This is a genomic window from Corynebacterium antarcticum, from assembly GCF_016595285.2.
Taxonomy (GTDB): domain Bacteria; phylum Actinomycetota; class Actinomycetes; order Mycobacteriales; family Mycobacteriaceae; genus Corynebacterium; species Corynebacterium antarcticum.
On sequence record NZ_JAENIP020000002.1, the window covers coordinates 137,454 to 149,673 of the forward strand.

The window sequence follows — 12,220 nt, forward strand, 5'->3', positions numbered from 1 at the left end:
AGGAAAACCCATCACCACAGTATTTCCACCTTGGTCGACGTCGTTCTGAAGCCTCTTTGCGGTCGCAATATCCCAAGCGGCCCCTACGCAAGTAGGTTCAAAGGACTCCCAATCTTCTTCTATGGGCCACAGCAGGCCCATCAAGACCAGCCAAATCACTTTCCTTGACTCGCCGTCACTGTTTGCAGTATGCAAAGAAGTGTAGATTGGCTCGCTCTGTAGATGGTGATATTTTATCCAACGGTCGGGGTGTGAAGTAGATTTTTCTGATATGTTACTATCAGTTGTAACACACAGAACATATCCGGAGAAACGATTCTCGGGATCATCATAATACGTGGAATAAAAGACGTGGGCTACATCTGAAGACCTTTTTATTCGAGGTTTTCTGGACATTGTTTGATCTCTTCCTAGTGGACACGGCAGTCAAGTTTTTTCTGCGGTGGCTTCACAGTGGCGTAGTAGGTCTTCCCATTATAAACGATTGTCCCTTGAACTGAGCCCCACAGAAGAGTGTTTACCGCCGTGCCATCACACTTTTCCTCGAGCTTTTTCTGTAAGAGGCTGGAAGAGTTGGTGTTGCTTACATCATTTTCGGCTGCTTGATTCCACTTAGTATAGTACTTATACATGATTCTTCCATGATGATGGATGCTACTGACTCGGATTGGGGCTTTCTTTGTTCCGCACTGAGTTTGTGGTTTGAAGGCGACATAAGGTCCAGTATCTCCGTCGGGCCTCGGGTCTGTTCGGATGTGCAAGGCAGAGGGGTTTAGCACGCAAGGACCGTATTCCTTCTTTAACGAACGTGCGGATACGCTGTTTTCCTCTGATTGTTCCTGTGCCTCGGCAAGAGTAACTTCGTTGTCGAAATACCGTTGTGCTGCCAAGGGTGTAGGGAAGCTGATATAGGGTAAGTAGAAACCGCCGTCAAATGGATCGGCTGATATATCTCCGATGATATCAGTGTTCTCAAACTCTTGCTCGTACCAGCCATCCTGTGAGTCGTAGTAATCGCCAATCGGGTAGCCGGCATTTCCTACTTCATATCCCTGGTCTGCCCATTGATCGAGTATGTCGCCGGTGACGGGGTGTGCTCCATGGGTGGGGTGCCAGTAGAGCATGCCGCCGACGAACCTGTTGAATCGCCCAACACCGTCGGGTGCCCCGGCTTCGTCAGCGGTGGGGTATCCGAGGGGCCCGCCTTCTGCGCCGGTGGTCACCCACTTGTCGTAGATGAGTCCTTCAATGCTCGCGAGGCCGGCCAGGGAGCCGTAGATGTGTCCGCGTTGGAACGACTGCTTGCGTCCGATACCGTCGGACAGTCCCAACTCGTCGGTGGTGGGGTAGCCGAGGCGCCCGGCTTCCCATCCGTTGCGTGCCCACACGGTGGAGAAGTGTGTGGTGACCGGGTGCGCGCCGGTGGTGGGGTGCCAGTAGATGAACCCGTTGACGAACTCGTTACGGCGCCCGACCCCGTCGGGGACTCCGAGTTCATCGGACTTGGGCCAGGTGAGGAAGCTGGTGGGACCGCCGATGGCGTCATACTTCTCGCGGATTGCTCCGCAGACCTTGTAGGGGCTGGGCCAGTAGGTGGTGCAGTTGACCGGCGCTGCTGCTAGTGCTCGCGCCAGTGGGTTGGCGGCACGGTCCTGTTGAGCCTGCCGTTCGGCTGCTTCCTGGACTTCGGCGCGGTCTGCTTCCTCTTTGGTGAACCCTCCGGGGATGTCCTCATTGTCTGAGCGCATCTGCCCGGGGGTGATCGTCGCCTCGGGGTCAGTGGTGGCGTGCCAGTCGGCGCCGGCATCGTTGTCGATGGTGTTGTCATCGAAGCCGGGTTCAGCGGGTTCCAGGTCTTCCCGGCCGGGAGCGGGTGTCGCTGCAGCCTCGGCGGCGTTGTCGATCGCCTCTTGTTCTGCATTGGCTCGCGCGGCGGCCGAGTCTTCGTTGACCGGGGCGGAGGGCTGGGTGCTGGTGGTGTCGCGTGTGGCGCTGGTGGTTTTGTTCGGGGTCCAGGTCGTGTGATCGTCGTACAAGACGGTCAGTGGTAGACGTTGCTCCTGATCTCATTCGTGGTGTGCGCGTCCGCTGGAAACATCCCGGTCACGTTTACGGGATGAGAGACTGCATCTGGCATGGCACTGTCTGTCGCTCACAAGCGCCGTTACGAAAGGAAAACCTGGAAAAGGTCCATCATTGGCGTTTAGTGGAATGGGCTTTTCTCGAATAAAAATGACTGGCCACCAGTGCAATCAAGCAAATGAAGGCAACTGAAAGTGACGCATATTGGGGGTTTCCGACCTTTGATATTGTCGGGGTCAGAGCCGCGGTGAGTGAATAGCCAATACCTCCTGCAGCGTAGAGATAAGAAAATGCGGTAGCTTGCTGGCTTTTGGGAACTCTGTCTGCGATGATTTGCTGTCTGAATATCATGGCGGGTGCCTGAAAAGCGCCGAGTATCACAGCTATAGTTATGAGAGATGGGAAAGAATAGGCAAAACCGGTCGCTCCAATGAGGACAATGACGAGGAGGGTGAAGAAAACTGATTTGCTTTCCTTTCCGCTCCAACCCGCTCTGATTCCGAGAAGCGCTGAAATCAGAACGCTAGAACTGGCCAAGGCGGCGAGTACCCATCCAGTGCGTACATCAGTGCCAGTCCACTCGGTCAGCAGTATGGGCACCAATGTATCGAAAGAGGCTGTTACGGCCATTATTACCGCAGAGGCAATTATCGGATTCAGGACGATTCGTAGGTCTGGTTTGGACTTGGATCCACTCGACTGATGATAATTGGCTGTAATGGCTTTAGGGGTCGTGATCATTGAAGTACCCAGGAATAAGCCAAGTAAAAGAAAAGCGGCCATGCTTCCAAAAGTGTGGACCATGGCGACGCCGAGAACTGGACCCACGACCCAGCTACTCTGATTGATAACGTTGTCGAGGCTCATTGCTCGGTCTGGACTGCTAGAAGATTGGCTTATTGATGAGCGAAGAATTCCCGGTATTGGAGCTGAGATTAGCCCGGTTATGAAAACCAAAAGTGGTACAGAATAATTGTAAGGTGTCCCGTGAACGGCAAGGACGCCGGAACCGAAGAGTAGGAGCGAGCAAATGGCACAACCCTGACGCAGGCGTTTCTTCACCTTCTGGTGAGAAAGCAAGGGGGTAAGCCAGATGGCACCTACGGACTCTCCAATTGCATATGCTCCAGAAGTAATTCCTCCGAGGATAAATGAACCACCGGAGGCTGATATTCCAACGATGCTCACCATCGGGATTGATGTCACCGTCAAGCGGGTCAAAATTGTCGATATCAGCCATGCTGTGAAGGATCTATCTGGTTTTTGGGGAAGCATTTAGCTGTCTTTCAGTACTTGCGAGTAGGGGACGATGTAAAAGAACTTGATTTCCGTACGTAGTGGTGTGCTCAAGGATGGCCGTGGTCGCTGATTCGTCGGTCAATCCAGCCTCAACGGCAAGTTCCGTATTCTTCCGGCTCGGTCATGATATACCCAAACGCTGCTTCTGTTCATCATCAAAACGCGAGCCAATCACCGAACCAATTATGTCGGTATTCCTGCATCTAGCTGTAGAGAAACCCATACCTGTGAGTCAGCTTATTGTCCACCTCTGGAACCGGTAGTAGTTCGCCTACAGGTGGGCTGTTTCTCGAAAACCAATTGTTCCGGACGGTCCGTGTATCGCTTACGGTCTGTCACCCTTTTTGGCTCGTTGCGAGTCTTATTCCTGCGCGGGGAGAGGGGTAGCTGACCCGTCGTTCGGATGCTAGGGAGCACTGCGGACGCCACGCCTGGCCTGATCGACGAGGTGCGGGTGCAGATCTGCGGCGCGGAAGTGGGCCTCGAGAGAATCCCGTGGGTAAACAGCCCCGCTAGGCGGCAGTCATACGGTGCTGCCCTATCGTCCCGTCTGTTCAACCCCGGTGGCGGACGCGTGCGATCCGGTGCAGTACCTGCGGCATCCAGCCCGCGAGGATCAGTACGCCGATCAGTCGGATGATCTGGACCGCGGCGACGACGGGCCCGGAGTCGGCCTCGTCGGCGATGATGAGGACGGTCTCGAGTCCGCCGGGGCTGGTCGCGAGGTACGCGTCGAGGTAGGGGATGCCGAGCCACCAGGTCAGCAGAAAGGCGGTGGCGGCGCAGCAGGCCATGAGGGCGGTGATGAACAGCAGTGTGGCGGGCAGGGTCCGGGCGAAGGATTTCAGCGCCGGGACGGACAGTGCCCCGCCGGCCATCCAGCCGATCGCCATGAACGCGACCGCGGTGACGGCTCCGGGGAGGGCGAGGGTGAGCCTGTCGTCGAGAAGCGCGTGGGCGAGGACGGTGAGCAGCATCGGCCCGAGTATCGACGGCGCGGGTATGTGCAGCCGGGTTCCCACGGGCTGCCCCACGGCCATGATGATGAGGAGGACGAGCAGGCCGATCCAGGAGAAGTCCGTGGTCGTGTCGGCCGTGGGGTGGGTGTCGAAGCCGATGACCATCGCCGCGAGCGGCAGGGAGAGCATCACGGCCAGCAGTCGGAGGTACTGGGTGAGGGTGACGTAGCGGTAGTCGGCGCCCATGTCCCGGGCGAGGAACGGCATGACGGAGGCACCGCCGGCGAGCATCGAGAGCACACCCGTCGAGCGGCTGATCTCCCGGTGCGCGTGGTGCAGGAGCAGACCGCCGGCGACACCGATTCCGAGAGTCGCGGCCGTGATGACGGTACCGGGGATGAGGAAGTCCACCAGTTCGGCCGCGGGCGTGGCCGTGAGGGGCGCCGCGGAGAGGATCGCGATGACGGCCCGGGAGGACCGGGACGCGGGGGCCGGAAGGTCCAGGCTGCGGCCGGTGGTGACGGCTGCGGTGGCGGCGACGAGGATCGCGGCGATCACCCAGCCCGCGGGCAGCCCGATGCGGGTGAACGCCCACCCGAGGATGACGGTCGACGGTACGACGGCGAGCCACCGGCGGTCGATGCGCGGGGCGTGCACGGGCTCTCCTCTCCGTCGGTCGTCAGATTTTACCCTCGTCCATTGTGCCAATCGGGGAACGGGCGCGAACGGATCGGTGCATAATTGACATCCGACCCCCGTGGGTGACAGTGGTCACCTCCCGGAATCCTCGAGAAAGCTGGTACCCATGGATCTCGCCCTGCCCGCGTGGCTCATCCTGATCGCGGGCGCGGGTGTCGCCGGCTGGATCGACGCGGTGATCGGTGGTGGCGGGTTGATCCTGATCCCGCTGATTCTCGCCGTGGCCCCCGGGCTGGCCCCGGTGACGGCGCTGGCGTCAAACAAGTTGGCGGCGGTGTCGGGGACGGCGTCCGCGGCGTTCTCCCTGTGCCGGAAGGTCGGTGCGGACCGGTCCCTGGTGATCCGCTTCGTGCCGGTGGCCGCCGTGTGCTCCGCGGGCGGTGCGCTCGCGGCGAGTGCGATCGACAAGTCCCTCATGCGGCCGATCGTGATCGTGCTGATGGTCGCGGCGGGTGTGTTCGTGGCGCTCCGCCCGAGCTTCGGGACGGGTGTCGCACGCGAGGCGCCGAAAGGCGTACGGCGTCTGATCGCGGTAGGCGCAGTGGCGCTGATCGCCGGCTACGACGGCATTTTCGGTCCGGGCACCGGAATGTTCCTCATCATGGTGTTCACGGGTGTGCTGAGCCAGAACTTCCTCACGTCCGCCGCCCTGGCGAAGGTCGTCAACACGGCGACGAACGTCGGGGCGCTCGTCGTGTTCGCCGTGGGCGGTCACATCTGGTGGACCCTCGGCCTGGTGCTCGCGGTGGCGAACATCGCGGGTGCGCAGATCGGTGCCCGCACGGTGGTGCGCGGCGGTACGGGGTTCATCCGTGCCGCGCTGCTGTGCATGGTGATCGTGATGTCGAGCTATCTGACGTACACCCAGATCCTCGGTGGCTGATGGTTCCCGACGTCGCGTTCGGGGAGTGGCTCGTCGCCCACCGCACACCGTGGATGGTGGCGGTCAGCGAGGTTCTCGCGGAGGTGTTCCGGCCCTGGCATGTCCTGGTTTTCGCGACGGTCCTCGGGGTGCTGTTCCTCCGCCGGTTCGGGCGGGCCACCGCCGTGCGGTTCTGGTGCGCGGTCGTTCTCGCCCAGGTGGTGACCCATCTGCTCAAGCCCGTCGTGGGGAGGACCCGGCCGCCGGTGGAGTGGCGGCTGGCGGTGGAGCCCACGGCGGCGTTCCCGTCGGGACACGTGACGGGGGCGGCGGTCCTCACCGGATCTCTCGTGGTGGTCTTCTGGCCGGTGCTGCGCCGTGCGGGGCGGTGGGCGGCTGTGTCCACCGCGGTCACCGTGACCGTGGCCGTGGCGGCGAGTCGCCTGATTCTGGGGGTTCACTGGTTGAGCGACACCACCGCCGGTGTCGCCGTGGCGGTGGTGTCGCTCGGTGTGGTCGGGGGAGTGGGGGCGATCAGGCTGCGGCGGGGTTGCCCATCGGGAAGTTGACGACGACATAGGCGCCGAGTGCGATGAGCACGATGATGTTCACCCACAACACGATGAGGAACCGTGTGCGGAGTTCCGGGACGCGCCGCATCTTCCGGTAGGCCACGATCGCCGCGACGAGCGGGATCGGGAAGAAGATGAAGTGGTGGAGCGCGAGGAGAACCGCGGCGACAACGGTGATGGCCCACAGTATGTAGAGCTGGGTGGTCGGCTTCTGCATGGGAGGTACCTCCGATCGTGCGGGCTGGTGGGTGCTCCTGCGGGATCGCGGTCTCTCACCAGCTCAGCGGTGATGTCGCACCTTCAGGTCTATCAGCCGGAGCCGGTTATTACCAGTGTTCACCCCCGGATGGGCTTCCGGTGTTCTGTACCGTTCCCGCCGTCACATCCGGCGCTTCGTCCGCGCCGTCGCGGTCGCGCTCCACGGATCCTCCGGCCACGGGTGCTTCGGGTACCGGCCGCGCATGTCCGCGCGCACCCCGCTGTAGGGCCCGGACCAGAAGCTCGCCAGATCATCGGTCACCGCCAGCGGTCGTCCCGCCGGGGACAGCAGATGGAACAGCACCGGGACCCCGGTGATCCGGGGGGATTCCGCCAGGCTGAAACACTCCTGCAGCTTGCAGGCCACGACTGGTTTCTCCCCCGAGTAGTCGACGGCGTGGCTGTGTCCGCTCGGAACGGTGAGCCGCCGGGGAACCAGCTCATCCAGCTGCGCCGCCTCGGGCCAGGGGAGCAGCCGGCGCAGCGCGGCGTGCATGTCGATCTTCCCCGGAGGGGTGCCCCGGGCGATGTGCTCCAGGTCGGGGGCCAGCCAGGCGTCCAGATTCGCCAGCAGGTCCTCCTCCGCCACCGACGGCCACGGATCGCCGACGTGGGTGTGCAGCCAGGCGAGCCGGTCGCGCAGGTCGGTCGCGGCCGCCGAGAAGGTGAACACCCCCAGGCCCTCGGTCCGCAGTCCTTCCGCGATCGCCTCCGAGGCGTGTCTCCTGTCGACGGAGGTCGGTGTGGAACTCAGCTCTATGGCTCCGGCCCGCCGCACCTTCCGGGCCCGGATCCGCCCGCCCTCGAGGGTCGCGGTCACGGTCTCCGAGACGCCGACCACGGCCAGGGCGGTCTCCTCGTCCAGCCGGGCTGCCGCCCGGATCACCGCACCGGTCCGGCCCTCCCGCGCCGTGGTGCGGGTGACCTCGGCGACGGCCAGCCACTCCGCGTCATCCAGACCCGTACCGCCGGGGAGGGTCGCCCGGGTACCGCTGGCGAGCAGCCAGTCGCCACCCGTTCTCCGGGCCACCTGCTCCGGGTGCGCCAGGGCGGTGACCAGGCCCTCGGGATGTGTGGTCGGATAGCCCGTCCCGGGTTCCGCGCCGCGGGCCAGCCGCATCAGGCGCGTGGTCTCCCGGCCGAGCCGGCCCCGTTCCGCGCGGGCCTGCGCCGTGATGTCACCCCGGGGCTGATCCGCCAGCAGCGCGACCGTACGTGCCGCCCGCTCACCGAGCAGCGGAACGGTGAGCAGCAGGGCCCGGGCCAGCCGGGGACCCGCGGGTATGCCCGCCAGCCTCCGCCCGAACGGGGTCGCCGAGCCGTCGTCGTCAACCGCACCCAGGCGCCGCAGCACGTCCTCTGCTCCCGTGATCGCGGCGGTGGGCGGAGCGTCGACGAGCGGTAGTCCCCCACCACGGGGCGTACCCCAGCTGGCCAGCTGGAGCGCGGCCTGCGTGAGGTCCGACGTCGCGATCTCCGGGGTGATGTGCGGCTGCATCGAGGAGTACACGCGGGGCTCGTAGCAGCGCAGCACCGTTCCCGGGCCCTCACGGCCGGCGCGCCCGGCCCGCTGGTCCGCCGATGATGCGGCGCATGTCGTGGTCACCAGGCCCGTCATGCCGCGTGACGCATCCCGCCGCGGTGCCCGGGCGAGCCCCGAATCGACGACGATGCGCACCCCGGGCACCGTGAGCGAGGACTCCGCGATCGACGTCGCCACGACGATCCGTGGCCGATCCGAGGGCGTCAACGCAGCATCCTGCGCCGCCGAACTCAACTGTCCGTGCAGCGGCAGCACGGGCACGCGGGGTGCGAGATCACTGACCGTGGCGACGACCCGGTCGACCTCCCGCGCGCCGGGCACGAACACCAGCGCCGAATGCCCGAGCTCCGCGACGGCGTCCACCGACACCCGGGCCACATGGTCGAGGAAAGTCCACTCCACACCCCGCGCACCGAGGCGTGTGCCGCCGGGAACGTACCGGACGTCGAGCGGGTGTGTCACCGCCTCCGTGGACACCACCGGGCCCCCGATCAGCCCGGCGAACGTGTCGGCGTCGATGGTCGCCGACATCGCGGTCAGCACCAGATCATCGCGCAGCTGGTGCAGCTCGGTGAGCATTCCCACCAGCAGATCGGTGTCCAGCTGCCGCTCGTGCACCTCATCGAGGGCCACCGCGTCCACACCGCGCAGCTCCGGATCCGCCAGCAGGCGGCGCAGCAGAACGCCCGGGGTGACGAACTGGACCCGGGAGCCGGCGTGATGCTCACCGCGCACCGTGAACCCGACCCGGTCACCAACCTCCGAGCCGTCCAGCTGGGCGAGTCGCCTCGCCGCGGCGCGCACGGCCACCCGCCTGGGTGCGGTCACCACCACCTTTCCGCCGGTGATGTTGGCCAGGGCCGGCGGTACGAGCGTGGTCTTGCCCGTACCGGGCGGGGCCTGTACGACGCAGGCGCCGGTCCCGGCCAGGGCGTCGCCGAGCGTGCCGACGGCCGTCGCCGCCGCGAGCCCGGCGCCGATGCGGGTCAGATCGAAGGGGGACACGGGGGAAGTGTATCCACCGGGCGCTGCTACGGTGAGGTCATGGCACAAATGTTCGAACCCGGTGCGTTGCCCCGCGAGCCCGCCCGCATCATCCCCGGGGTCGTCCACCTGCCGGCCTGGCTCGCCCCCGAGACGCAGTCCCGGCTGGTCATAGGCGCCCGCGCCCACGCCCGCGGGCCGGCCGCGATGCGTCGGCCCGTCCTGCGCAGCGGACAGATGAGTGTCTGGATGACCACCCTCGGGCTCTGGTTCCACACCGACCCGTACCGCTACAGCTCCCGCACCCCGGACGGAACACCTGTGCCACCGGTCCCGGGCTTCCTCTCCGACCTCGCCCGCGGTGCGCTCGCCGACGCGGCCCGGCACGCTCCGGAGCTGGGCCCCTGGGTGGAGAACTACCGTGCCGACACCGCGCTCATCAACTACTACCCACCCGGTTCGAGGATGGGGATGCACCGGGACGACACCGAGCTGAGTGACGCACCCGTCGTGAGTTTCTCCATCGGGGATTCCGCGATCTTCCGCATCGCCACCGTCGCGGGACAGACGCGCCCCTGGCGGGACGTCCCCCTCGAGTCCGGCGACGTCCTCGTCTTCGGCGGGCCCGCGCGTCTGGCGTTCCACGGGGTGCCCCGCCTCATCGCGGACACCACCCCGGACGGCTGCGGACTCACCGAGGGGCGCATCAATATCACCGTCCGCCAGGTCACCGCCTGATACCGCTGTGGGGTGCCGGGGAATCCGCCCGTCTTTCCGCAGGGTGGCCACCGGGTGACCGGTACGAGCGAAACCCTGACCTAGGGTGAAGCCATGAATGACACCGACGATCCCGCCGCCCGGGGTCTGGTCCGCGGGGCGGACGGCAGACTCCGGCCGCACTGGGCCTGCTCCTCGGAACTCCTGCGCGACTACTACGACCACGAGTGGGGCCGGCCCGTCACCGATGAACGGGGACTGTTCGAACGCATCTGCCTCGAGGGGTTCCAGGCGGGGCTGTCGTGGGAGACCATCCTGCGTAAGCGTCCCGCATTCCGGGAGGCCTTCGCGGGATTCGACCCCGAGGTGCTCGCAGACTGGGGCGACGCGGACGCCGACAGGCTGCTTGCCGGCTCCGGGATCATCCGGAACCGTGCGAAGATCCGCGCCGTATTCGCCAACGCCCGCGCCACGCTCGCCCTCCGGGAGAGCGGTGGGCTGCCCCGGCTGGTGCTGTCCTTCACCCCGGCGGCGTGGACCCCGCCTGACTCGGCCGCCGAACAGCCCACCACCAGCCCGGAGTCGATCACTCTCGCAAAGGCGTTGAAGAAGGTGGGATTCTCCTTCGTCGGACCCACCACCTGCTTCGCCCTCATGGAGGCCGTCGGAATGGTGGACAACCGGATCCGGGGCGCATCCGGCCTGATCGACCCGTAGCCGAACCCACCGAAATGGTGGAACCGGGCCAACCCCGTTCCGGTGGAGTGGACGGCCCCGGTCTCACCGGTGCAGGGATGCTGGCAGAATGAAACCATGAACGCAATGAAGAACTCAGGTCGGGTCGCGGTCGTCACCGGGGCGTCCGCAGGCATCGGGCAAGCGTGCGTCGAGGCGCTGGTCGGGGACGGGTGGACCGTCATCGCCGGTGCCCGGCGAATGGAGAAGCTCGAGGCCCTCGCCGAGCGCACCGGGTGCATCGCCCGCCACCTGGATGTCACCGATGACGCGAGTGTCCGGGAATTCACCGCCGACATCGATCGCTGTGACCTGCTGGTCAACAACGCCGGTGGAGCACTGGGACTCGACCCCGTCTCCGAGACCGAGATCCAGGACTGGACCTGGATGTACGAGGTCAACGTGCTCGGTACCCTGCGCGTCACCAAGGCCCTCCTCGAGCGGCTCACCCGGTCGCACGGCCAGGTCATCAACATCGGTTCCGTCGCCGCCCGGGTCCCCTACGCCGGCGGCAGCGGATACAACGCCGCGAAGCACGGCGTCGCCGCACTCACGCGGGTGCTGCGCATAGAGACCGCCGACACCCCGCTGCGCGTCAGCGAGATCGACCCCGGCCGCGTCGAGACGGACTTCTCCCTCAACCGCTTCAAGGGCGACGCCGAGCGCGCCGCCACCGTCTACGACGGGAAGATCAACCTCACCGCGGCGGACATCGCGGAGGCCGTCCGCTGGGTCGCATCCATGCCGGCGCACGTCAACGTCGACACCATGCTCATCATGCCCACCGATCAGGTGTAGCCACGGGCACTGAAGGTGGCGTCCACCGGACGGTACTCTCAGGCGCATGACTTTCGCCGCCCTCACCACCCTGCTCGTCGTCTGGATCGCGGCGATCGCCAGCCTGGGCCCGGACACCCTCCAGATCATCCGGCTGGGCGCCCGGAGCAGGGCCGACGGCGTGTGGTGCGCACTCGGTATCTGCGCCGGCAATACCCTGTGGATCGTCGCCAGCCTCATTGGTCTGTCCGCGCTGATGACCACCCACCCGGGTCTCTTGCACATCCTGCAGATCATCGGCGGCAGCTACCTCGCGTGGATCGCGTTCAGGTCGATCAGGGCCGGGATCCACGGTAGACGCGAACGCTCCCGGTCCCCCGTGGGATCGGCGCCGACGGACACCGGAGCCGACGCCCGCCCCGTCGCGTCCTTCCGGACCGGGCTGGCCACGAATCTGTCGAACCCCAAGGCCGTCCTCTTCTTCGCCGCCATCTTCGCGCAGTTCGTCGACCCGGACGGCGGGTTCGTCGCGGGTGCGACGATACTGGCACTGCTCACCGTGACCGGTGTCGTCTGGTTCGTCGGCTTCGCTCTGGCCGTGCGGACGCTCGCCGTGCGTATCGTCCGCAACGGTCCCCTGATCGAGCTGGTCAGCGGCCTCATCTTCGCACTGATCGCCGCCTGGATGATCCTCGAGGGCCTCCGCGGGGTCGTCGGGCAGGGATAGACTCGC

11 protein-coding genes are annotated in these 12,220 nt (G+C 65.1%); 6 read left to right on the forward strand and 5 right to left on the reverse strand.

Annotated elements, in window-relative coordinates; all coding sequences use genetic code 11:
- Window positions 1–410 precede the first annotated feature (410 nt).
- The 3 genes from JIM95_RS04760 to JIM95_RS04770 form a co-directional block, all read right to left on the reverse strand.
- Window positions 411–2,036, reverse strand: coding sequence for an LGFP repeat-containing protein (locus JIM95_RS04760; protein ID WP_234034581.1), 1,626 nt, complete (start codon window positions 2,034–2,036; stop codon window positions 411–413).
- Window positions 2,037–2,193: 157 nt separating this feature from the next.
- A complete protein-coding gene (locus JIM95_RS04765; RefSeq protein WP_248702942.1) occupies window positions 2,194–3,357 on the reverse strand; it encodes an MFS transporter in 1,164 nt (387 codons plus the stop codon).
- Window positions 3,358–3,935: 578 nt separating this feature from the next.
- A complete protein-coding gene (locus JIM95_RS04770; protein ID WP_200258125.1) occupies window positions 3,936–4,997 on the reverse strand; it encodes an AbrB family transcriptional regulator in 1,062 nt (353 codons plus the stop codon).
- Between the two features lie 148 nt (window positions 4,998–5,145).
- On the opposite strand from JIM95_RS04770, the gene JIM95_RS04775 reads away from it, so the two are divergent.
- Window positions 5,146–5,922: a TSUP family transporter gene (locus JIM95_RS04775; RefSeq protein WP_198738837.1), complete on the forward strand. Its 777-nt coding sequence runs from the start codon at window positions 5,146–5,148 to the stop codon at window positions 5,920–5,922.
- Window positions 5,922–6,470 carry a phosphatase PAP2 family protein gene (locus tag JIM95_RS04780; protein ID WP_198738838.1) on the forward strand — a complete coding sequence of 183 codons (549 nt, stop codon included), beginning with the start codon at window positions 5,922–5,924 and terminating at the stop codon, window positions 6,468–6,470. Before JIM95_RS04775 ends, JIM95_RS04780 begins: the two co-directional genes overlap by 1 nt.
- Here the strand turns inward: JIM95_RS04780 and JIM95_RS04785 are convergent.
- On the reverse strand, window positions 6,436–6,690 hold the full coding sequence (locus JIM95_RS04785; protein ID WP_200258115.1) for a hypothetical protein: 255 nt from the start codon (window positions 6,688–6,690) through the stop codon (window positions 6,436–6,438). The two genes, JIM95_RS04780 and JIM95_RS04785, sit on opposite strands and share 35 nt — an antisense overlap.
- Window positions 6,691–6,852: 162 nt before the next feature.
- On the reverse strand, window positions 6,853–9,279 hold the full coding sequence (hrpB, locus tag JIM95_RS04790) for an ATP-dependent helicase HrpB (protein ID WP_200258112.1): 2,427 nt from the start codon (window positions 9,277–9,279) through the stop codon (window positions 6,853–6,855).
- 39 nt (window positions 9,280–9,318) lie between these two features.
- On the opposite strand from hrpB, the gene JIM95_RS04795 reads away from it, so the two are divergent.
- The 4 genes from JIM95_RS04795 to JIM95_RS04810 all read left to right on the forward strand — a co-directional run bounded on the left by JIM95_RS04795 (window position 9,319) and on the right by JIM95_RS04810 (window position 12,214).
- Entirely contained in the window at window positions 9,319–9,996 is a 678-nt protein-coding gene (locus JIM95_RS04795) for an alpha-ketoglutarate-dependent dioxygenase AlkB family protein (RefSeq protein WP_200258109.1), read from the forward strand.
- Window positions 9,997–10,089: 93 nt separating this feature from the next.
- Complete coding sequence (locus JIM95_RS04800) at window positions 10,090–10,692, forward strand: DNA-3-methyladenine glycosylase I (RefSeq protein ID WP_198738842.1); 603 nt, start codon at window positions 10,090–10,092, stop codon at window positions 10,690–10,692.
- Between the two features lie 96 nt (window positions 10,693–10,788).
- Window positions 10,789–11,508 (forward strand): SDR family oxidoreductase, encoded by a 720-nt coding sequence (locus JIM95_RS04805; protein ID WP_232958375.1) that lies wholly within the window; start codon window positions 10,789–10,791, stop codon window positions 11,506–11,508.
- A gap of 46 nt (window positions 11,509–11,554) precedes the next feature.
- Entirely contained in the window at window positions 11,555–12,214 is a 660-nt protein-coding gene (locus tag JIM95_RS04810; RefSeq protein ID WP_200258107.1) for a LysE family translocator, read from the forward strand.
- Window positions 12,215–12,220 lie beyond the last annotated feature (6 nt).

Bases quoted from the DNA above. Each gene is read 5' to 3' on its own strand.
- JIM95_RS04785 (WP_200258115.1), bottom strand. From the start codon at position 6,690: ATGCAGAAGCCGACCACCCAGCTCTACATACTGTGGGCCATCACCGTT.
- JIM95_RS04805 (WP_232958375.1), top strand. From the start codon at position 10,789: ATGAACGCAATGAAGAACTCAGGTCGGGTCGCGGTCGTCACCGGGGCG.
- JIM95_RS04800 (WP_198738842.1), top strand. From the start codon at position 10,090: ATGAATGACACCGACGATCCCGCCGCCCGGGGTCTGGTCCGCGGGGCG.
- JIM95_RS04765 (WP_248702942.1), bottom strand. From the start codon at position 3,357: ATGCTTCCCCAAAAACCAGATAGATCCTTCACAGCATGGCTGATATCG.
- JIM95_RS04795 (WP_200258109.1), top strand. From the start codon at position 9,319: ATGGCACAAATGTTCGAACCCGGTGCGTTGCCCCGCGAGCCCGCCCGC.
- JIM95_RS04775 (WP_198738837.1), top strand. From the start codon at position 5,146: ATGGATCTCGCCCTGCCCGCGTGGCTCATCCTGATCGCGGGCGCGGGT.
- JIM95_RS04810 (WP_200258107.1), top strand. From the start codon at position 11,555: ATGACTTTCGCCGCCCTCACCACCCTGCTCGTCGTCTGGATCGCGGCG.
- JIM95_RS04780 (WP_198738838.1), top strand. From the start codon at position 5,922: ATGGTTCCCGACGTCGCGTTCGGGGAGTGGCTCGTCGCCCACCGCACA.